This window comes from Phyllobacterium sp. YR531, from assembly GCF_000282595.1.
In the GTDB taxonomy this organism is placed as follows: Bacteria; Pseudomonadota; Alphaproteobacteria; order Rhizobiales; family Rhizobiaceae; genus Phyllobacterium.
In genome coordinates this window covers 16620-38315 of sequence record NZ_AKIZ01000014.1, presented here as the reverse complement: position 1 = coordinate 38315, position 21696 = coordinate 16620, and the positions used below count along the sequence as shown (strand labels likewise).

The window sequence follows — 21696 nt, the reverse complement described above, 5'->3', positions numbered from 1 at the left end:
TCACAACAGCTGAGCGATAACAAGCGATTATCATGGCAGGCGTTTCAAACCATATCCGGATGCACGGCCATTTAATATGGATGAACGGAGTTTTGGATCATCAAGCATTTGAAGCTGCCGCCAACAAATAAGGAAACAACAATGTTTAATGTAAACGCCAATGGCGCAAAGATCCCGGCAATCGGCTTCGGCACGTTCCGCATGCCCGGTGCCGATGTATTGCGTATGGTTCCAGCCGCGTTGAAGCTTGGCTATCGCCATATTGATACGGCGCAGATTTACGGCAACGAAGCTGAAGTCGGTGAAGCAATCCACAATTCCGGCGTTCCTCGTGGCGAAATATTCCTGACAACCAAGGTCTGGGTCGACAAATACAAGCATGACGCCTTTATCAAATCGGTTGATGAAAGCCTGTCCAAGCTAAAGACCGATTATGTTGACCTCCTGCTCCTTCATTGGCCAAAGAGCGACGTACCTTTGGCAGAGCGCATTGGCGCGCTGAACGAAGTTCGCGATGCGGGCAAAGTGCATAACATCGGTGTCAGCAATTTCAGTTCTGCCCTGATGGCGGATGCAGTCAAACTCAGCAAAGCGCCCATCGTCACCAATCAGGTGGAATATCACCCCTATCTCGACCAGAGTATCGTGTTGAAGGCAGCGCGCGATAGCGGCATGAGCATCACAGCCTATTATGCAATGGCAGATGGCAAGGTCATCAATGACCCGGTTGTCAACGCGATTGCTGCAGCCCATGGCAAGAGCGAAGCACAGATCGTTCTGCGCTGGTTGATACAGCAGGAGAGCGTCATTACGCTTTCCAAGACTGTCAGCGAAGAGCGTGCCCGTAACAACTTCGAGATCTTCGATTTCGAATTAACCAATGACGAAATGCAGGCTTTGCATTCTTTGGCGCGGGCTGATGGCCGTATCGTCAATCCGGGCAACCTCGCCCCCAACTGGGATTAATCCCTCCAAATATCGCGAGTAAAGCTGCGGCGTCTCTTCCACGTGAAGACGCGCCGCAACTGCATGTACCAACCTGTGAATTCAATTCATAAACGTTGAGCACCATCTGGTTATTATCAATGGAATGGCAAGGGCTCATATTGAGCGCAACCAACCAGTCATCAATTGTTTGAAATTCGAGGGCTGGCTCAAACGCAGCATCCATTCAAAGGATAGGATCATGCCTCTCGCACTTCTGGCGCTGACCATCAGCGCCTACGCCATCGGGACGACAGAATTCGTCATCGTTGGCCTTTTACCCACCGTCGCTACTGATCTCAATATCACCCTGCCACTAGCCGGCCTTATCGTCAGTGTTTACGCACTCGGCGTTACCTTCGGCGCACCCATCCTGACCGCCCTCACCGGACGTATCGAGCGCAAACCATTGCTGCTCGGGTTAATGGCTTTGTTCATCATCGGCAACACCGCAGCCGCACTGTCGCCAACTTATGAGCTTTTGCTTGTTGCCCGCGTCATCAGCGCTTTTGCGCATGGCGTATTCTTCTCCGTCGGCGCAACAATCGCTGCTGATCTGGTTGCACCCAATCGCCGCGCTTCTGCCATCGCCATGATGTTCCTTGGACTAACCGTCGCCATCGTGACAGGTGTTCCGCTTGGCACATTCATCGGCCAGCAGCTCGGCTGGCGTGCAACATTCTGGGCCGTTACCGTGCTCGGCGTTATTGCATTTCTTGCCATCGCAATGCTCTTGCCATCAAAGATTGCAAAAGCTCCCCCTGCTCGCATCATTGACCAGATTCGTGTTCTAGGCAGCGGCCGCCTTCTGCTTGCCTTTGCCATGACGGCGCTTGGTTATGGCGGAACATTCGTGATGTTCACATTTCTCGCACCTGTTCTTGAACAGATTACCGGCTATGCAAACTCCACTGTCAGTTTGATCCTCGTGCTCTATGGCTTGTCCATTGCCGTAGGAAACATGGTTGGCGGACGTGTTGCAGACGGAAATCCGGTCAAGGCTCTGGCTGTCATGTTCCTATTGCAAGCCATTGTCCTGGCGGTCTTTACCTTCACCGCAGTTTCACCGGTCTGGTCATTGGTAACGCTTGCCGCCCTGGGCGCATTATCATTCTCGAACGTGCCCGGGCTCCAGCTCTATGTGGTGCAACTCGCCAAGATTCATACGCCTGAAACAGTTGATGTGGCATCGGCTCTCAATATAGCCGCGTTCAATCTCGGCATTGCCGGTGGCGCATTCCTCGGCGGTATTATTGTTGCCTCGCCACTCGGCCTTGGCGCAACACCTTGGGTCGGCTCGCTGCTAGTCGTCGGCGCGCTCGGTCTCACATTGTGGAGTCAACTGCTCGATAGGCGCGAAACATCACGGGTACTCGCTCCTGCCTGTTAAACTTGGCAGCGCCGCAAAAATTGTTAAGGTCAGCATGAGATTCGCGAGGGGTTTTTCATGCTGGCCGAAGTGGCACTGCCCATCAAGCTTACTTTCAAGCTCTGGTTGCGCTTCTGGCCCCAATTGGTGGCCGTTGTGCTTCTGGGGCTTACTGTTTCCCATATCCTGATGTATCTGGCCGTCAAGACGGCATATATGAACCATTATGCCGGGCTTGGCGTGCTGACACTCGTCGCGCTTGCGCAATTGGTAACAACAGTCTCGCTGATTCAGATTGTTCGCCCGGGACTGCCTTCCGTCGTGGCTTCTCAACTGCAATCGGAAAAGATTTCCGACAGGAAGTTGAGCGGTATTTCTCGCCTGACCACGATTGTCGCAATTGCTCTCATTCCCTTCTTCGCTTACTACGCTGCCTGGGGATTTCTCAGCGACACCATTCGCCAATATTCGCGTCTCGCTTTGGTGATGATGCCTTTCGGCGGTGGCGGCAATGTTCTGGATGTCCTCGATTCCAAATGGATTCTCCTGTCCGTAGCAATCTCGTGGCTGTTGCGCTGGTTCGCAAAGCGCCTGAAGGAAAAACCCAACCGCTCGTTCTGGGAAATTGTCATCGTCATCTGCGAGACCAACTGGGTCTTCATCGGTCTCTACATTATCAGCCGCTGGAAAGACGAGTGGATGCAGGCATTGGTCAACGGCAAGCTCTGGTCGTGGTTTGAGCAATTGCTCGCCGGTATTATCCAGCCAGTCTCATATGCCTATGCCGCCGTGATGATTCCTGTGGAGCAGGTGCCGGAAAGCTTTGGAGCTGTTGCGACAAACCTCTTCTTTAACGCGCTCATTCCAGTGATCTGGCTCGTCATGGTTGCGCTTGTTTATGGCTATGACGTGCGCGATCAGAAAGAGCTTATGCGGGTTCATCACCGGATGGAGCGTTTTGGTGAACGTTATCAGTCCATTCCTAAATTCCTTCGTGACTTCATCAACCATTTCGTCGGCGGCTATCGCTCCCGCTATCTGCCTATCGCCAATGGCATCAAGCTGACCATGAATTCCGGCCTGTTGCTTATTATCACGCTCATCCTTGGATACCGGTTTATTGAATGGGCTGCGGCATGGGCCTGGCTTGGAGCAGCCCATATTATTGGCCCGCAATCGGGCAAGGTCTGGGAGTTTGTGGGTAATGCCGTCGTCTTCCTGTTCGGTAGTCCGATGCAGGATTCTTCTACCGGTGTGCTGGTTGAACCCTTGCGTATATGTTTCCTTGCCGCCGTGCTGGAAACCGCCTTTTCGATGAGGAAGACTCCAGCACAAGCTGATGTCGGCGCGGTGGCTACCCCAGTCGCATCCTAATTGGTCCGGGCAAATCTCAAATAGTGCGGTCGCTCGCTATAGACACCCAAGGTCGGGCGTAATTCATCCGCCACATTTACCGGCACGAGGAATCGCTCTTCGATCACCATTCGTGTGCCTTTTTCCGCGCCTGAAAACATGGCCGAAACGCATGTCTGAATGCCATTTTCAGCCGACCGCATTCCCGGAATGGAGGTAGGCGACCATGATCTTCCGGCATTATCCGTCAACCGGATTGCGCACATAAGCCACAGGTCCTGCAAATTGGTTTCACCGATTTCTACGAGAAACCGCGCTACGACCGGCACGGAACCCGCTGGCAAAGCGCCCGGACGGATGCCCTCTTCAACTTTCCGCGTCCCGTAAAACTGCCAGTCGCTCCCGCCATAATGCTTGACCTCACCTGCTGCCACTTCAGTGGGATAGAGGTCGGTGTAACGGCTCATCTCGACATAATCGCCATAGCTGATGGTGAACAACGATAGCGGCACTATCACTACGAGCGCCCATAGGCTGCGCCAGTACCAGCGACGTTCCCAACCCTGTGATTGCTGCTCCAGCGTTGTCATTGCATCAACTCCCGGCCGCCGGTTGCGGGCGTGAAATATCAAACCTGTCGACAATTAGCGGCTGCCCATCGTTGAACTTCTTGAAATCGTCAACTGCAATCCTCGCTTCCGAATCCAGCGAAGGGTCAAGTTGCGCCGAAACCAGCAAGGTTGCGCCATTTACCTGATCCGGCATTATTTCGAATGCCAGTTGCACCCGTTTTGGTAAGCCCGGCTCAAGCATGAATGGCGGCTGTCCCGCTAGCCAGCCAACGCGGTTGCTCTGCTCGAATCTCAGACCAGTCGGCCCCTGCCAGATGGCCGATGAAACGCCTGTGCTTTTGGTTGTTGCCGCTAGCTCAACCGCAGCAACAACCCAAAGGCCGGAGGTCGTCAGAACCTTTTCTTTGCCGAACTGCGTATAGGCTAACTCACGGGCAAAAGTGACTTGGTTGAGCTTCACCTCGAATTCACGCGTGTGCACTAGATCGTGCATCTTCCCGTAGGATACTATAGGGCCTGTCAGTTCACCGTAGCGGGGTTTAGTCACCCACATGCCGTAAAGCAGTGCCACCGCGACAAGAATAACGACGATATTCCACAGCCTGCGCATCAGCCCTGCTCCTGCTGCATTGGCATGCGCAACGAACCTACTATGCTCTTGCTCCACCAGCCCGGAGTTCCCGTCAGATTGTTGCGAAGCTTGAACGCCCAGGCCTCGATGGCCAAATCGACATCGCTATCTATAGATACACCTGCTGGAATTACCCATACGTAAGCCATTTTCTCAGGCATTCCCGGCTGCAGGCTCGGCGTCACCGATTCATCCCTCATCAGATAGATCATCGGCTGTTCGATCTTATCTGCAATAACCGCGGGCCATTGAAACGTAGTGTAATAGCCTCTGTCGGACTGTATCGTGCGATTCATCAGCTCGACTTCAAACACAACTGCCTTCTGGCCGTCCCTCGGCGTAATGCCATATATTTTCTGATTGGTCGTCCAGATTTTCAGCGGCTTTATGAGCCATTTGCCCGCTTCCATCGACTGACCGGCAGTAATTTGCGGAAGAACCGGCTTTTCAGCAGCCTCAAAGGCGCCCATGGCAAAGGCAACGCCCAGTGCTGCGAACGATCCAAGACCTGCTGTCAGCCAGGCTGAAGCCTTGCTGCGAAACGTGACGAAATGGGACCACATCTATCCGCGTCTCTCCGCTAGCGTTCCGAACTCACAATGAGTCGCACTTTGCGGAACCATGCAACAGCAAAGGGGCAGATTTCAACCCTGCCGCGAAATTCGTGGAAGCGACCTTACTTCTGGGCGACTTGCGGCAGGTAAGCATTGACGAGGCTGACGACTTGCGCATCGCGCAACTTGGCAGTTTCGCCGCCCATGACAACAGCAACGAGCTGGCGGCCATTATCATTGATTGAGGTCACAATGTTGAAGCCGGAGGCACGCACATAGCCTGTCTTGATGCCATCGGCACCGTTCAGCTGTGCCAGCACGCGGTTATGTCCATGAATGACTTTGCCGTCGAACATGAAGTCCTGCGTCACGAAGTAATAATACTGCTGCGGATAGTGCTTGCGCAGAGAAAGTCCCAGCAAGGCCATATCACGGGCAGTGGTAATTTGCTGTGGATCTGGCAAGCCGGATGCATTGTGGAAAACTGTACCGCGCATACCCAGCGCGCGGCCTTTCGTCGTCATCTGCGCCGCGAACTGCTCTTCTGTACCGCCGAGATATTCGGCCAGAGCCACGGCAATATCATTGGCCGATTTTACCACCAGTGCTTTGATGGCGGTGTCCACATCAATCGACCTTCCCGGTTTCAAACCGAGCTTGCTGGGGGCTTGCGAGGCCGCATGAGCCGAGATCGGGATTTGCGTGTCCTTGCTTATCCGGCCCGATTGGAGTGCCTCAAAAGTCAGATAAAGCGTCATCATCTTGGTCAGTGATGCCGGGATACGCGGCAGATCGGCGCCCGCCTGATAGAGCACCGCACCCGTACTGCCATCAACGACAATCGCAGCCGATTTTTCGGTAACGGCAACAGGCGCAATGGCTCCAACTGGATCGAGAGACGTGGCCGTCGTGCATCCACTTGCAACGCTGAGAACCAAACCAAATACAGCTGCGAATTTCACGACAGGATGCAGAAACATGGATACTCGCGGCACATTATGATTGGACATTGAGCGCCTTGTTAGCCGATTTCAGTGGCAACGCCAAGCTGTCCAGCCATTATGCGGTTAAAACAACCTTGACGCTGCGTGACCTGTCGAGCGCGGTGCGGAATGCCTCTGGTGCATCAGCCAGCTTGTACTCACCTGTCACAAGTTTGAGCACGTCAACCTTGTTTTCGACAATCAGCTCCACGGCTTCGAAAAACTCATCGCCGAAACGGAATGTGCCGATAAGGTCCAGTTCCTTGGACATGATTGCATTCGCGGGAACGGGGATAGACCCACCAGCCAGATTACCCACTTGAACGACCGTTCCGCCGCGCCGGACTGTGCGAATAGCTGAGGCCAGACCTGCCGGTGTACCGGAGATTTCAAAGGCAATGTCAAATGGCGTAGCCACAGCCACTTCCGCCAGCCTTTCTTCTCCGCCGGATATATCGACAATCTGGTCAGCGCCAAGCTCTTCGGCAAACTTCAAAGGGGCAGCGGCAACATCTACCATCGTAACGGATTCAGCTCCCGAATGTTTCAACGCGAGCAAGGTCAGAAGGCCAATCGGCCCGGACCCGAAGATTATCGTTGAAGTTCCCTTCACATGGCCCGCACGACGAACGGCATGCAGGCAAACCGCTAGGGGTTCAGCCAGAGCAGCCGCCTGAAATGGCAGCTCATTGGGTACTTTGACGCATTGCGCGGCCACCGCGTCGAATACGCTGGCGAACCCTCCCTGCATATGTGGTGTCTTGGAAGCAGATCCCATGAAATAGATGTTCTCGCAAAGATTGGGCCGTCCCTCATGGCAATAGGCACAGGTTCCACACCAGCGCGAAGGATTGACCGCAACCCGGTCACCAACAGCAATGCCGGTCACGGCGCGACCGACTTCGATGATTTCACCCGCAACCTCGTGACCCAGAATGAGCGGTGAAGTGACAACGAAATCGCCGGTTTTTGCATGGCGGAAATAGTGCATATCCGAGCCGCATATTCCGCCGGCACCGAACTTGACCCGCGCCATATTCGGCGCGAGTTCACCAAGCTCAATGTCGACTACGCGGAGATCTTCCGCTGCAAAAAGCGTTGCAGCGATACCTTTATTGCTCATTTTATAAGACCCAGTTGGGTTGGAAGCCAAAGTGTAATCGCCGGAATGAAGGTGATGGCGATCAGTGCAATAAACAGCGGTACGAGCCATGGCAGGATCGCCATGGTCGTTCGCTCGACGGAAAGTTTTGCCACACGGGATAGTACGAACAGTACCATTCCGAGCGGCGGATGCAGCAGCCCGATCATCAGGTTGAGTGTCATGATCAATCCGAAATGAACCGGATCAATGTCGAACTTCAACACAAGCGGCAACAGGATCGGCACGAGAATCGTTATGGCCGCGATGGTGTCGAGGAAGCACCCGACAAAGAGCATCAGGATATTGACCAGTATCAGGAACACCCATTTGTTCTCGGTGATCGAAAGGATCGCCGCTGACAAGAGCTGAGCCGCCTGACTGACTGTCAGCAGCCATGCAAATACCGAAGCTGCCGTGACGATGAACAACACGGAGGCTGTTGTTTCAATCGTGTCGAAGCTTGCCTTGGCAAGGCTCGCCATTGTCATGGTGCGGTAGCGCACCAGGCCAAGAAACAGTGACCAAAGAACAGCCGCAACGGCAGCCTCGGTTGGTGTAAACCAACCCATGGTCATGCCGCCAATCAGAATGACAGGCGTCATCAAAGCCATGACGGCTGAGAAATCGAAATACCAGTCAGCAGCGAGCAGCAGCACAAGTGCAATGCCAACCGAAGCATTGATAGATAGACCTGTCAGTGTGAGCAAATAGATCAGCACCGGAACGCAAGCGACGACCACAATTTCGAGCGAGGCTTCAAGCAGCTGCCTGATCTGAAATGGCGCATCGGAACCCCAGCGCTTCACATAGGCGAAGATCGCAACCGTAATCATCATCAGCACGGTCATCACGATGCCCGGCAGGATGCCCGCCATGAACAGCGCGCCAATGGAGACATTGGCCATCATGCCATAGATGACGAAAGGCAGTGATGGTGGAAAGATTGGGCCGAGCGTTGCGGAGGCGGCAGTCACCCCGACAGCTGCTTCCACCGGATAGCCGTGATCCTTCATAGCCTTGATTTCAATGGTGCCGATACCGGCGGCGTCGGCGAGCGCTGTTCCGGACATGCCGGAAAAAATCACGGAACCGATAATATTGACCTGCGCCAAACCACCTTTCATCCAGCCCACAAGCGAAACCGCAAATGAATAGATACGGCCCGTCACACCAGCAGAATTCATCAAATTGCCGGCCAGAATGAAAAACGGCACCGCAAGTAGCGGAAAGCTTTCAACACCGGCAATCATGCGCTGCGCGACGATGATGTCCGGGGCGACTCCGAAAAACACCAGGTAAAGCACTGAGGCGACAGCCATGGAAATGGCGACAGGAACGCCGACAACCATCAATAGTAGAAATGAACCAACAAGCAGCAACATGGATCAGCCCTCGACGCTCTGGAATTCTTCGGGGCGTTCCAGAACGGAATAACCACGGCGGATATTGGCAATGAAAACCTGAATGGAGCGGAGCAGCATCAGGACAAATGAAACAAGCACGCCGTAAAAGACGATGTTGCGGGGCAGATCGACGGTAACCATCATTTCGTCCGCTACGATCTCGACATAGCGCCACATCAGCCAGACAGCATAGGTAAAGAAGCCGATGCGAACGAGATCGACAAAGGTTGCCAGGATGCGGGCATAGGTGGCTGGAATATAATGATAGATTACATCCACCTGAATGTGACGGGAGACCCTCACGCACATGACGGACCCTAAAAACACCACGCCGATCAGGCAATTAATCGCAATTTCCTCAGTCCAGGCGTAACTGTCATTGAGAACATAACGCGTGAAAAATTGCAGGAAAACGCATCCGGTCATCAGCCAGAAAACGATGAGCGTCAACCAGTCCTCAACCGCATAATCAGATATGTTGGCAACCGGTGCCGCATCCTCAAATGAATGGGCAAGCTCTTCCGCTGTGACCTGTGTGTGAACTTCCTTGGACATGGCTGTCTCCGTCCGTCAATGCAGGAATGAGGCCGGGAGGCATTGCCGCCCGGCCAGGCCTATCGGGTTACTTGATGGCGCGAATGGCTTCCCAATCGGACTTTTCGTAACCGAAGTCCTCGAATTTGACCTTTTCGAGCACGGTCTTCTCGAAGTCAGCCTTGTCCACATCGGTGACGGACAAGCCCCGCTCCTTGAAGCTCGCAACAAGTTCCTTTTCCTTGGCAGCAATGTTCTTGGTGGTCTTTTCAGCAGCTTCCTGCATCACATCGCCGAAGATTTTCTTGTCTTCGTCCGTAAGGCTGGACCAGAGCTGCTTCGACACAACGGTGTTCAGATGATCGACAATATGGCCGGTCAGGATGATATTCTTCTGAACTTCGAAGAATTTCTTCGCTTCGATTGTTGTCAGCGGGTTTTCTTGTGCTTCGACAGTACCGTTCTGCAGCGCCAGATAGACTTCAGCAAAAGCGATAGGCGTAGTGTTCGCACCGCAAGCGCGTGGCATTGCCAGGTAGGCTGGAACATCCGGAACGCGGATTTTCAACCCGGCCATATCGGAGCATTTGGCAATCGGTTTGTTTGCCGTCGTATGACGCGTGCCATAATAGCTTACTGAAGCGATGTGGTTGCCGGTCTTTTCTTCATAACCAGCTGCCAGCCGCTTGAATACATCGCTCTTCGTATAAGCGATCAGATGGTCGGAATCGCGGAAAATATAGGGGAAATAGGTGACGCCGATAGGCTTGAAGTCACGGGCAGCAAAGCTTGACCCCGAAATGATGATATCTACCGTACCGAGCTTCAATCCCTGATTGATATCGGCTTCCTTACCCAGCTGCGACGCTGGAAACACGTCAATCTTGTAGCGGCCATTGGTACGCTTGCCGATTTCCTCCGCCGCCCAGACAGACTCCGTATGAAACGGTTCGGATGTCTCATAGACATGCGCCCATTTGAGTGCGGTCTGCGCCTGTGCAGCCACTGCCGATATGGCCAGAGCCGCCGCAGCGCCAAAGAGTGTAGCCAATTTGAATTTCATCTGTTTCCTCCCGGATTGAATTTCAATTCCCGTTATTTCTGTTTAGAGGCCTTCACAGGATGACCCCGGTCACTTTCCAGCTCCTCGTCGAAACTTCTGGAAAATCTCAATTGCGATTGCTGCAGGTGATACTGCATCGCCGATTTGGCGCGGGCCGGATCGCCGGCAGCAATTGCATCACGAACCGCACGGTGCTCTTCAAAAGCTTCCCGCCAAGAAGCGGCACTCTCGAAATAGCTGGCCAGCTTGGTGAAATAGGGCGTCATGCGTTGGTCGAACAATTCGCCGACAACGCGATCCAACGCTGCGTTTTCCATGATCCCGGCAATCGTCGTGTGGAATGTCCTATCAAGCGCGATCGAGACCTGAGGACTGTTGAATGTCCGCGCCATTTGCGTCAGCACATCATCCATTGCCGCAACATGTTCCGGGGTGACAGTACGCGCCGCCTCTTCTGCAATCGCGCATTCAATCAGCGCCCGTGCCCGCAGCAGCTCGAAAGGCCCTTCGAGCTCCTCGGCCTGAAGCAGGACCGGCTTTTCCCGTATCGGACGGGCGACATAAACACCTGACCCCATGCGTATGTGGATCAGCCCTTCCACTTCCAGCGCAATCAAGGCTTCACGGATGGTTGGGCGGGAAACACCCAGTTCTTCGGCCAGCTCGCGTTCACCGGGCAAACGTTCACCGACACCCAGCTGACCATGTTCGATCTGGCTGCGTATCTGGTCTGCCACCTGCCGGTAAAGCCGGCGCGACTGAATGGCTGCAAACATTTTGAACCTCCCCGCGCAGCTTCCCCATTCCGCACAACTGGTAAACTGGCCTTACCAATATCCAACTGATACATTGATATATATGATTGAGTCAACTGACGGTTGTGTACGGATGCACAGAGCCTGATCCCGGCATAATTTGGAGGCTTTGAAATGCTGCCGGACGCGTTGTTACATTTTGTATCAGAAAGTGATTGCCGCAACGGCCAGCGAACGCGCTATGAGAAACCATTCGTTAAAAGATATGCTTCGTCAAACCGGTGATAAATGCTGCCTGATACACGATCGCTTCGGACCTTTGCTTGCTTGAGCTTCGCCTTGATTTTGGGCGCTTGCACCACGACTGATCCCAAGCTGCCCGAAGCTGCATCCTTGCCAATTCCTGAGCAATCTCCGCGGGTTGCCGCTGCCGAGGCCGCTACAACTTCGGATGTAGCGACAGACGGCAAGGCAAATGTCGCAGTTGCAGCAACCACAAAAAATGCACCCGAATTCAAGGCGACCGGCACAGCGCTGGATAGTTTGATTTCGAAATACTCCGTTGCCTATGAAGTCCCTGAATCGCTGGTGCGCCGTGTTGTTCACCGTGAAAGCCGCGGTAATCCACAGGCCAGGAACGGTCCCTATTGGGGCCTGATGCAGATGCTGCCAGCGACTGCACGCGGTATGGGACACACAGGCAGTGCTCAGGATTTGCTCGATGCGGAAACCAACCTGAAATACGGCGTGAAGTATCTTGCAGGTGCCTACAGGGTGGCCGACAGCAATCCTGATCAGGCAGTACGGCTTTACGCACGGGGCTATTATTACCAGGCCAAGAAGAAGGGCCTGCTTGAAGAAACGGGCCTGAAGCCTTCTGCTACGCCTGTTGTTGAACCAGCCCCCGCCACGATGACCGCTATGGCGCCAGTCGAGACACCTGCTGCCCTGCCCACACAGCTTGCCTATTCGGATGAGCCTGCCATCGTGTTCCCGGCTGCAATACCGCTGCCAATGCAACGCCCGGAACTGGCAACTGCTACACCTGCCGGATCAACGGCCAAAGGTGTTGATACTTCTTCATCGGTGAGCGCTGCCGCACCGCTCTGAGATCGGGATTCGACCGTCTCAAGCATCTGTGCATGCAGCATGTCTGCTAGTTGAAACTTTATAGATTTCATGGCCTTGTGCATCCACACGGGGGTGTCTGGCATGTCTATTGTTATTGCAATCATAGCGTTGATTTTGGCTGGTTTATCCAGACAGCAGAGCAACATGCTTCAGCGCCGTATCGAGCAGCTTGAGAAATTACTGGCAACCAGACTTGCGGCAACGGGCGAACCTTCGAAAGCTTCCCCCCAGACCGCATCACTTCCTTCAGCAACTCTGCAGCCAACAGCCATAAACACTCCAAAGTCCGTGCCTCCTGCTGAGCCCGTTCCCGCCGTCCAACCACTACGCGCTGCTCCACAAAGTCCGCGTAAGATCGATCCGGCAATAGCAGCGGTAAAGGTAGCTGCTCCCAAAAAATCCTATGGAGATTATGAGCGTTCAATCGGACGTAACTGGCCGGTATGGATTGGCGGCATAGCACTGTTCCTCGGTGGCATCTTCGTCGTTCAATATTCCATCGAGAATGCTTTGCTCGGACCCGGTATCCGGCTTTGTATCGGTGCAATATTCGGGCTGGCTCTGCTCGCCGCTGGTGAGTATTTGCGCCGCAAGGATGCACCTTTTGCACTATCACCCAACGCAACAAACTATATCCCGGGTGTTTTGACAGCGGTAGGTTCCTCCGCCCTGTTTGCCGTGGTCTACGCTGCTCACGGCATTTACGGTTTCATTGGAGCACCTGTCGCCTTCACATTGCTTGGTGCGGTCGGCATCGCAACATTGCTGATCGCAGTTAAACATGGCCCATGGATTGCCGGACTTGGTCTCGTCGGTGCTTTTCTCACACCTGCAATTGTCAGCTCCGAGGCCCCTGCACCGTACAGTTTCGTCCTTTATTTGATTATAGTGGCCACGGTGGCAACAGCCTTGTCACGGCTCAAAAACTGGCAATGGATCGGCGGTGCCGCTATTCTCCTGGCTTCACTCTGGGGTGCCGCCTATGGCGGTTATACACTTGTCCCAAGCGGCGGTGCGCTGACCCTGCTTGTCATCTGCCTGCTTGGCCTTGCGCTATTCGGCCATTTGAAGCCAAAGCTCTATCAACTGTTTGACGGGTCAGAGAAACTCTATTTCGACCCCATTACGATAGCGGGGGCAATCGGCGTATTAGCTATTGGACTTGCCTGCGTCTCACATGGCCTATTCAGTCTCGCGCTTTCGCGCTTCCTGATAATCGCCGCTTTGATCATCGCTGCATCTGCCATCGTGCCGCTGTTTGTCAAACGCACATTGCCGTTCATTGTCACAGCAGCCTTCTTGGCAATCCTGCCGCTCTTTCAGGAAGATCTGATCTTTCTCTGGCGGGACGGTTTTTATTTCGCGCCCTATTCCTTCTATGATGAACACGCCTATCGCCTGTTCGCCATTCTGGGCGCAATCGCTCTTTTCATTATCGGCGCTGCCTCTGCCGGCCTTCTCGCTCGGCTACCCGATGGCATCCGTGCGCCTGCCTACGGCGCGCTGGGGTCCGCTGTTCCGCTGGCGATGATAACGATCATGCTCGTAACACTCGCTTATGAGCCGCAATGGACCGAGAAACTGCTAACCGTAGGTTTTGCCATCGTGACTTTGGGTGCAGCCACATGGCTCGCCGGACTTTGGAACGGCAAGAAAGCACTGGTTGACCCCTCGTGGCTGTTCGATGCGGCATCGCTCGCCTTTGCATTTCTCGCCTTGGTCGTGTGGTTCGAACCATGGGGCGTTGTACTGGGCGCCAGTGCGCTGGCTGTTGCATATACACTCATCACGCGCACGCGTCTGGCACCTGTACTGCGCTTCGCACCCGCCTTTTTCGCAGTCATCATCATTGGCGAGATCATCTATGACCCGACAATCGTCGGGGCGGATGCCCTCTCCCCCAGACCAGTCTTCAACCAGCTTCTGCTATATTACGGGGCGTTCGCGCTGGCGATGGTTGCCTCACAGATCATCTTGGCAAGGCGGATTAAAGATACGGCATATCGGCTGGCGCAGGCGCTCGGCGTTCTGGTAAGCTTTGTGCTTGTCAATGTCCTTGCTCATCACTGGCTCAACGGCGGAACATGGTATGGCGGCGATACGAATACGCTGAGCCAGCAGTCACTTTACAGCATCATCTCACTTGGTGCTTCGTTGTGTTTGATGATGCTCAGCCGTGGTGGACAGGATTGGCTCTATCGCATTGCTTCGATAGTTATCGGTTATCTCGGCATCGCCTACATTGCCGTACAGCATTTTGTTCTGCTGAACCCGCTTCTCACAGGCCATGTCGGCAATGGACTTATCTTAAACAGCTTGTTCCTCGGCTATCTGCTTCCCGGCCTCCTGACCACTCTTCTGGCGCTCAATGCCTTCGGTGGGCCGCAGATCAGGCTCTTCGGTCTGCCGATCGTCATGACGCAAACCAGTCGGCCAAAGCACTATGCGATAATATTGGCCATTGCCGCAGGTCTCATGCTCTTCACCTGGATCACTCTGACCATTCGCGTTTTCTATTGGGGATCAAGCATTGTGCTCGACTGGGGCATCGATTCCATGGAGATGTTCACCTATTCGGCGGTCTGGCTGCTGTTCGGCTTCGGATTATTCGGGCTCGGTGTATGGCAGCAAAACCGGTTGCTGCGCCTCATCTCGGCACCGGTGGTTTTCCTGGTTATTGCCAAAGTATTCCTGCTCGATATGTCGAACCTTGAAGGAATATTGCGGGCGCTCTCCTTTATCGGCCTCGGACTGTCACTGGTCGGCGTTGGCCTGTTCTATCAGCGCATTCTCAATGCCGATGCTGCACGGGCCACTGCTACGCCGCCCACCAGCGATAGAAATGATGAACCGGACCCCGCCCTCGACCGACTTTGAGCTTTTCGGCGGCGGCCATGGCCTCTGTCAGATAGTCCTTCGCATTTGAAACCGCGAGGTGCAGAGCCATGCCTTTTGCCAGACCGGCAGTAATGGCAGAAGCGAGCGTACATCCCGTGCCGTGATCATTTGCGGTTTTGATACGCACCGTTGAAAATTGCTTTATTGACGACCCGCCAAACAGCAGATCCGAGCTCATCAGACCCTTGCCGTGGCCGCCCTTTATCAAAACCGCGGCCGAGCCAAGCTTGAGCAACTGTTCTGCCTGCCGCCCCATTTGCGTTTCATCTTCGGCAATGGGCAAGCCGGTCAGCAAAGCTGCTTCCGGCAGATTGGGCGTCAGCACAAGCGCCCGTGGCAAGAGAAGCTGTCGCAACGCATCAATGGCGGCGGGTTGGAGCAAAGGATCGCCCGCGGCCGCAACCATGACCGGATCGAACACAGCCTGCCGCTGCCAACGATCCAGCCCTTCCGCGATGGTCTCTATTGTTGCGACTGTCGATACCATGCCAATCTTGATTGCATCTACATCGAGATCGGACAGAACCGCGTCCATCTGATCCCGAATAATCCCGGGAGAGAGGTCTTCAATGGCTGTAACACCCTTGGTGTTTTGTGCCGTAATGGCTGTGATGACACTGGCACCATAGACACCAAGCGCCGAAAAGGTTTTCAGATCGGCCTGAATGCCCGCCCCGCCGCCGCTGTCTGACCCGGCAATTGTCAGCGCTATTGCAGTCATGCCTGCTTCACCTGCCGCTCTTTCACCCGCAGTGCCTCATCTACAGCATCACGCAGACCTTTGGCTGCCGCTTGCGGGTCATTTTGCCGGAAGATCGCAGAAATGACGGCCACGCCGTCAGCGCCTGCTTCAATGGCAAGCGGTGTACGTTCCAAACCAATGCCGGCAATCGCGCCTACGGGTAGGTTCGGTTTCACCTTGCGGATGATGGCGGCAAGCCGCTTGAACCCTTCAAAACCGATAGGCTCAAGGTTCTCTTTCGTAGGCGTTTCGAACAGACCACCAATGCAGGCATAGTCGATATCGCCATCTATTGCCGCCTGTGCGTCGAGCTCGTTCTTCACGGTAAGACCGATAATGGCGTTTGGCCCGAGCAGGCGGCGGACATCGGCGACCGCCATGTCTTCGCGTCCCACATGCACTCCCTCGACCCCCGCAGCCAGAGCAACGTCAATCCGGTCATTGACGAGCAGCGGCACGCCTGTCGCCTTGATTGCCGCGTGTATTTCGCGCGCCCGCAGGATCATGTCGCGTGTTGGAGAATTCTTGTCACGATACTGGATGATTGTCGCGCCGCCATGGACAGCAGCAAGAGCCAGTTCTCCCAAAGCTTTGTCTGGACCGATAGCATCGAAATCCACAATGGCATTGAGGCGGTAATCTACTTTTGGCACGTCACGGACTCCATTCAAAATTGGAGACCCGGATATGTGCGATGAGAGACGAAATCAGCGCGAAGACTGCTCAATTCCCGTTCCTACGCCGGCATAATCCGGATCAGGTTCAAGGGTCTTGGCTCAACGCCATCTCAGCATCGTACGATGCCCCCCTCGGAATGAAGTCATGATGAGATGGCGCATTGCGGAAGTCAATGCGCCATCAAACTTTACTACTCAATGGGTCAGTCGGACATTTTCATTATCGACTGCCTTGCAGCCCGATGTGACTTCATAGAAGAAGTCTTGCAAAGCAAACCCACCGCCATCTTCCCAAGCATGCTTTAATCTGCTCCCGTCGCAATTAAACAGATCGTCGAGCGGCGGCTTGGAGCCCTGTTTCAATTGGACGCCGTCCACGAAAAGGTAATGCACGGTGTTTACATCGTCAGTTCGCAACGTTTTATTGTATTTAGAGTCTGCCGAGGCATTGCTCGTAACGCAGATCGTATGATTGCTATCCTTAGGGTCAGCCGAATATTTTTGACCAATTGGACAGCCGTCATTTTTGACTTCCATCTTGAGATAGAGGCTATCGAACTCCCCAAGATCGATGTTGGTGCCACTTGGCGGTATCGTTTCCTTCTTACCGGTGCCGCGACCGCTCGCACTGTTAGGGCCACTCCGGTATTCACTCGTATAAGATATCGTCCCCACTACTGTTTCTTTTCCGCCCTTTACGACGACAATCGATACTTTTTTGTAGTACCAACCATACATGTCTCCCGGATAGAATTTCACGGATGTTGGCTTCAGCGGTGCAAGAGCTTGGGAGGTCACACCGATGGCAACTTTATCCTTGTTCAGCAGCTGCATGAAAAGGGAATTTGTTTCTCCACTTATTGCAACAGTTACGCGTTGGTCAGCAGCGCTGAAAGTGATCTTTACCTTATCCGCTTCCGCGCCAAGGTTACCGCGCAAATAAGCGCGGGCGCTTTCTTCAGCAGCCGACTTATTAAGACCCGTGAAAACAGAAGCTCCAGCTAAAGCTGCAGAGTCTGCAGCGCCTTGCAACCTGGCTCGATCAGTGCTTGCGCGGGTGTAATCAACCGCCAGTCCGGTCATACCAACAATTGGCACAAGCAGCAGAGCAAATGTGACAGCCGTTGCCCCGCTACGGTCTTTCAGGAAGTTTCTTATTTTTTTCATGGCCCACTCCAGTCGTTGAGCAGACCATTGCTTCAGCCCTGTAAATTACGGCTTAGGAAATTCATTCAGATTTTCACTATTCTGCTGTCGCACTGCAGACATCGCAGAAACCTGCAATGATGGTAAAAATCCGGTGAACCTAAGATGGTGTTGCGGGTCGGACAAATCCCTCACTGGCGACCAGAAGATTGCGCGTATAATCCTGTTGAACAGCGTGACGCGCCAGTTCCGATGCTGACAGACGCTCCACCTCTGCGCCATTTTGCATAACCATCAGCCGGTCACACATGTGGGTAACAACTGCCAGGTCGTGACTGACCATCAGGAAGGTCAGCTTCCTGTCCCGCCTGATCTGTTCAAGCAGGTTGAGCACTTCTGCCTGAACGGAAGCATCAAGCGCTGAAGTCGGTTCATCAAGCAGCAGAATCGATGGCTCAAGGATAAGCGCCCGTGCGATGGCGACACGCTGGCGTTGTCCGCCCGATAATTGATGCGAATAGCGGAAGCGGAAGCTTGATCCAAGACCTACCTCATCAAGGGCACGCAGGATGCGCTTTTCGATATCTGCAAATCCATGCACCGCCAATGGCTCCAGCAGCAGGCGATCCACAGTCTGCCGGGGATGCAGTGAGCCATAAGGATCCTGAAACACCATCTGGACTTCTCGGTAAAATGCTTTGGTGCGGGATGATCCGAGCGTCTTGCCATTGACCGTGATCGTGCCACCCGTAACAGGTGCAAGTCCGGCAACCGCTCGCAGTAGGGTGGATTTTCCGGAGCCGGATTCGCCCACCAAGCCGAATGACTCGCCCTGATGGACATCAAGGCTGACCCCGCGCAAGGCACGGAAACGGTCATACTTCACTTCAAGATTTTCAACAGTCAAAGCCAGATTTTGCTGATTGTTCATGCGGCCCACTCCGGCTTGCGGTCAAGAACCGGCAGTGGATGCCGGTCAACGCCGATCTGCGGCATGCAATTCATGAGACCGCGCGTATAGGCGTGCTTGGCGTTCTTCAGATCGCTCGCGGCGATCTCTTCAACGATGCGACCGGCATACATAACGATTACCCGGTCGCAGAAGGACGAGACCAGTCGCAAATCATGGGAAATGAAGATCAGACCCATACCGCGATCGCGCACAAGATTGTCAAGAATACGCAACACATCCAGCTGGACAGTCACATCAAGCGCCGAAGTCGGCTCATCCGCAATCAGCAATTCTGGACCCGTTATCAGCATCATGGCGATCATGGCGCGCTGCCCCATACCGCCCGACACCTCATGCGGATGCAGGTCAAAGACACGCTCCGGGTCACGTATCTGCACTGCTGAAAGCATATCGAGAGCGCGCTTGCGGGCCTCAGACTTACTGACCTTTTCGTGGGTTCGCAAAGTCTCGACAATCTGCCTGCCGATGCTCATGACCGGATTGAGTGAATATTTCGGGTCCTGCAAAATCATGGCAATACGGTTGCCACGCAAATTCCGTCGTTCCTTGGCTGAAATATCGAGAAGGTCCGTCCCATCGAAATTCAGCGTTTCAGCGGTGATCTTCGCGTGTGGAGCTGTCAGCCCCATAATCGCGCGTCCGGTCTGTGATTTTCCTGAACCGGACTCACCAACGATACCAAGCCTTTCACGTCCAAGGGTAAATGACACTCCGCGCACGGCATCAACCACGCCCGTACGTGTGGGAAACTGCACACGCAAATCCTTGACCGTCAGGAGGGCGCTCATTGATTGTTACCCCGCGGGTCAAGTGCGTCACGCAAACCATCACCAAGCAGATTGAAGCCAAGGCTGACGATAAGAATGGCTACCCCCGGTGCCGCAGCAACCCACCATTGATCCATGATAAAGCGGCGACCGGAAGCGATCATCGCGCCCCATTCAGGTAATGGTGGCTGGGCACCAAGTCCGAGAAAGCCAAGACCTGCCGCGACCAGAATGATTCCCGCCATGTCGAGCGTTACACGGACAATCAACGAGGAAAGGCACAGCGGCATGATGTGGCGCATAACGATGCGGATCGGCGACGCGCCCATAAGTTGCACGGCGGCAATATAATCCGAATTGCGGACTGTCAGTGTTTCAGCTCGGGCGATACGCGCGTAGGGCGGCCATGAGGTAACTGCTATGGCAATCACAGCATTCTCGATACCGGGCCCAAGTGCAGCCACCAGAGCCAGTGCCAGGATAAGTTTGGGAAAGGCCAGAAAAATATCGGTCAGGCGCATCAGGATCGCATCCAGCCACCCGCCGGCATAACCGGCGATGGTGCCAACAAGCAGCCCAATCGGAGCGGCAATGATTGCCACGAGAACAACCACATAAAGCGTCAGCCGCGAGCCGTAGATCAGGCGCGAAAGAATATCGCGACCCTGATCATCAGTACCCAGCCAGTAGTCTCCACCCGGTGCCAAAAGACGCGCATTGCGCAGGTCACCTGCAACCGGTGAATGCGGAGCCAGCAATGGAGCGAATATGGCGACCAGAACCAGCGCAAAGATGATGCCAAGGCCGATCACCGCTAGCCTGTTGCTCGCAAAGCGGCTCCAGATCAGATAGGCGCGGCCAAGCCGGGCCTGCATACGCGATTGTGGCCGGTCACTCATAAGCCATTCGCGGCGCGAAAATGGTTTTGCAATCTCACTCATCGTGCGCGCGTCCGTGGGTCAAGTAACCGATACAGGAGATCGGAAAGAAGGTTGATGGCAATAAATACGGCACCAATGATAATCGTCCCGCCGAGCACTGCATTCATGTCGGCATTCTGCAGGGAATTGGTTATATAGCTGCCAAGACCGGGCCACGAGAAAATCGTTTCGGTCAGCACCGAACCCTCAAGCAGGTTGGCGAAAGACAGAACGATCACAGTCAGCAGCGGTACCGCCGCATTACGCAACGCATGCGCCCAAATGATCCGGGTTTCGGACAAGCCCTTGGCACGTGCCGCAACAATATATTCCTGCTCAAGTTCGTTGAGCATGAAAGATCGTGTCATCCGGCTGATATAGGCGAGCGAGAAGTAGCCCAGCACCGATGCGGGAAGGATAATGAAGCTGAAAATATTGCGGAACACTTCCCAGTTGTTCTGCAGGATAGCATCAAGCAGATAGAGGCCCGTGATCGGCGTAAACGTGTATTCGTAGACGACATCGATACGCCCGGGACCGGAAACCCAGCCAAGTTTGGCGTAGAACAGTACAAGGCCAAGGAGGCCGAGCCAGAACACCGGCACGGAATAGCCGACAAGCCCGATCACCCGCACGATCTGGTCGAGGATGGTGCCGCGTTTGACTGCTGCAAGAACGCCAAGTGGAACGCCTACGAATGCGCCGATAAAGGTGCCAAGCGTCGCCAGCTCGAATGTCGCCGGAAAAACGCGGATAATGTCGGTCATCACCGGATTGCTGGTCAGAACGGAATTGCCGAACTCACCTTGCAGAATGCCTTTGAGATAAAGGAAAAACTGCTGGTAGAGTGGCAGGTTCAAACCCAGCTCTTCACGCACACGCTCTACAACATGAGCCGGTGCGCGGTCGCCGACAATTGCCAGCGCCGGATCAATCGGAATAACGCGACCGATAAAGAATGTGACAGCCAGCAGGCCGAGAAAAGTGATGGCGCCGATGAGCAGAAACCTGCCCACGGCCCAAGCGAAGTTTGAAGCCCAGGCGCCTGAGCGCCCGGCCTCCAATTGCATGTCAGAAGTGCTCACCGGTATGGTTTC

General features: G+C 54.3%; 20 protein-coding genes, 1 pseudogene and 1 riboswitch. Of the genes and pseudogenes, 5 read left to right on the top strand and 16 right to left on the bottom strand.

Going from position 1 to position 21696, the window contains the following annotated elements:
• Nucleotides 1–141: 141 nt before the first annotated feature.
• The 3 genes from PMI41_RS04600 to PMI41_RS04590 all read left to right on the top strand — a co-directional run bounded on the left by PMI41_RS04600 (nucleotide 142) and on the right by PMI41_RS04590 (nucleotide 3727).
• Nucleotides 142–966, top strand: coding sequence for an aldo/keto reductase (locus PMI41_RS04600; protein WP_008122284.1), 825 nt, complete (start codon nucleotides 142–144; stop codon nucleotides 964–966).
• A gap of 220 nt (nucleotides 967–1186) precedes the next feature.
• Nucleotides 1187–2374, top strand: a complete 1188-nt coding sequence (locus PMI41_RS04595) for an MFS transporter (protein ID WP_008122283.1) — start codon at nucleotides 1187–1189, stop codon at nucleotides 2372–2374.
• A gap of 57 nt (nucleotides 2375–2431) precedes the next feature.
• Entirely contained in the window at nucleotides 2432–3727 is a 1296-nt protein-coding gene (locus PMI41_RS04590; protein ID WP_008122282.1) for a hypothetical protein, read from the top strand.
• Here PMI41_RS04590 and PMI41_RS04585 read toward each other — a convergent pair.
• The 9 genes from PMI41_RS04585 to PMI41_RS04545 form a co-directional block, all read right to left on the bottom strand.
• Complete coding sequence (locus tag PMI41_RS04585; RefSeq protein WP_008122281.1) at nucleotides 3724–4296, bottom strand: hypothetical protein; 573 nt, start codon at nucleotides 4294–4296, stop codon at nucleotides 3724–3726. The two genes, PMI41_RS04590 and PMI41_RS04585, sit on opposite strands and share 4 nt — an antisense overlap.
• Before the next feature lie 4 nt (nucleotides 4297–4300).
• Nucleotides 4301–4888, bottom strand: coding sequence for a hypothetical protein (locus PMI41_RS04580; RefSeq protein WP_008122277.1), 588 nt, complete (start codon nucleotides 4886–4888; stop codon nucleotides 4301–4303).
• Complete coding sequence (locus PMI41_RS04575; protein WP_008122275.1) at nucleotides 4888–5472, bottom strand: hypothetical protein; 585 nt, start codon at nucleotides 5470–5472, stop codon at nucleotides 4888–4890. Before PMI41_RS04575 ends, PMI41_RS04580 begins: the two co-directional genes overlap by 1 nt.
• Before the next feature lie 113 nt (nucleotides 5473–5585).
• A complete protein-coding gene (locus PMI41_RS04570; protein WP_244423899.1) occupies nucleotides 5586–6473 on the bottom strand; it encodes a D-alanyl-D-alanine carboxypeptidase family protein in 888 nt (295 codons plus the stop codon).
• A gap of 49 nt (nucleotides 6474–6522) precedes the next feature.
• Nucleotides 6523–7569 (bottom strand): L-idonate 5-dehydrogenase, encoded by a 1047-nt coding sequence (locus PMI41_RS04565; protein WP_008122271.1) that lies wholly within the window; start codon nucleotides 7567–7569, stop codon nucleotides 6523–6525.
• Nucleotides 7566–8972: a TRAP transporter large permease gene (locus tag PMI41_RS04560; RefSeq protein WP_008122269.1), complete on the bottom strand. Its 1407-nt coding sequence runs from the start codon at nucleotides 8970–8972 to the stop codon at nucleotides 7566–7568. The genes PMI41_RS04565 and PMI41_RS04560 overlap by 4 nt, the downstream gene beginning before the upstream one ends.
• Nucleotides 8973–8975: 3 nt before the next feature.
• Nucleotides 8976–9548, bottom strand: a complete 573-nt coding sequence (locus PMI41_RS04555; RefSeq protein ID WP_008122267.1) for a TRAP transporter small permease — start codon at nucleotides 9546–9548, stop codon at nucleotides 8976–8978.
• A 67-nt stretch (nucleotides 9549–9615) separates the two neighbouring features.
• Nucleotides 9616–10590: a sialic acid TRAP transporter substrate-binding protein SiaP gene (locus PMI41_RS04550; protein ID WP_008122264.1), complete on the bottom strand. Its 975-nt coding sequence runs from the start codon at nucleotides 10588–10590 to the stop codon at nucleotides 9616–9618.
• Between the two features lie 32 nt (nucleotides 10591–10622).
• Nucleotides 10623–11366, bottom strand: a complete 744-nt coding sequence (locus PMI41_RS04545; RefSeq protein ID WP_008122262.1) for a FadR/GntR family transcriptional regulator — start codon at nucleotides 11364–11366, stop codon at nucleotides 10623–10625.
• A gap of 450 nt (nucleotides 11367–11816) precedes the next feature.
• Here PMI41_RS04545 and PMI41_RS25615 point away from each other — a divergent pair.
• Nucleotides 11817–12455: pseudogene (locus PMI41_RS25615) on the top strand (lytic transglycosylase domain-containing protein); the annotation flags it as partial.
• A 102-nt stretch (nucleotides 12456–12557) separates the two neighbouring features.
• A complete protein-coding gene (locus tag PMI41_RS04535; protein ID WP_008122260.1) occupies nucleotides 12558–15353 on the top strand; it encodes a DUF2339 domain-containing protein in 2796 nt (931 codons plus the stop codon).
• Here PMI41_RS04535 and thiD read toward each other — a convergent pair.
• The 7 genes from thiD to PMI41_RS04500 all read right to left on the bottom strand — a co-directional run bounded on the left by thiD (nucleotide 15295) and on the right by PMI41_RS04500 (nucleotide 21669).
• Nucleotides 15295–16095 carry a bifunctional hydroxymethylpyrimidine kinase/phosphomethylpyrimidine kinase gene (thiD, locus tag PMI41_RS04530; protein ID WP_008122259.1) on the bottom strand — a complete coding sequence of 267 codons (801 nt, stop codon included), beginning with the start codon at nucleotides 16093–16095 and terminating at the stop codon, nucleotides 15295–15297. The two genes, PMI41_RS04535 and thiD, sit on opposite strands and share 59 nt — an antisense overlap.
• Complete coding sequence (gene thiE, locus PMI41_RS04525) at nucleotides 16092–16769, bottom strand: thiamine phosphate synthase (protein WP_008122258.1); 678 nt, start codon at nucleotides 16767–16769, stop codon at nucleotides 16092–16094. Before thiE ends, thiD begins: the two co-directional genes overlap by 4 nt.
• A 63-nt stretch (nucleotides 16770–16832) precedes the next feature.
• A riboswitch (TPP riboswitch) is annotated at nucleotides 16833–16936 on the bottom strand.
• Nucleotides 16937–16988: 52 nt separating this feature from the next.
• Nucleotides 16989–17960, bottom strand: coding sequence for a TadE/TadG family type IV pilus assembly protein (locus PMI41_RS04520; RefSeq protein ID WP_008122257.1), 972 nt, complete (start codon nucleotides 17958–17960; stop codon nucleotides 16989–16991).
• A 139-nt stretch (nucleotides 17961–18099) separates the two neighbouring features.
• Complete coding sequence (locus PMI41_RS04515) at nucleotides 18100–18870, bottom strand: ABC transporter ATP-binding protein (protein ID WP_008122255.1); 771 nt, start codon at nucleotides 18868–18870, stop codon at nucleotides 18100–18102.
• On the bottom strand, nucleotides 18867–19700 hold the full coding sequence (locus PMI41_RS04510; RefSeq protein WP_008122253.1) for an ABC transporter ATP-binding protein: 834 nt from the start codon (nucleotides 19698–19700) through the stop codon (nucleotides 18867–18869). The genes PMI41_RS04515 and PMI41_RS04510 overlap by 4 nt, the downstream gene beginning before the upstream one ends.
• Nucleotides 19697–20620 carry a nickel transporter permease gene (gene nikC / locus PMI41_RS04505; protein WP_008122250.1) on the bottom strand — a complete coding sequence of 308 codons (924 nt, stop codon included), beginning with the start codon at nucleotides 20618–20620 and terminating at the stop codon, nucleotides 19697–19699. The genes PMI41_RS04510 and nikC overlap by 4 nt, the downstream gene beginning before the upstream one ends.
• Nucleotides 20617–21669, bottom strand: coding sequence for an ABC transporter permease (locus PMI41_RS04500; RefSeq protein WP_008122249.1), 1053 nt, complete (start codon nucleotides 21667–21669; stop codon nucleotides 20617–20619). Before PMI41_RS04500 ends, nikC begins: the two co-directional genes overlap by 4 nt.
• Nucleotides 21670–21696: the final 27 nt, after the last annotated feature.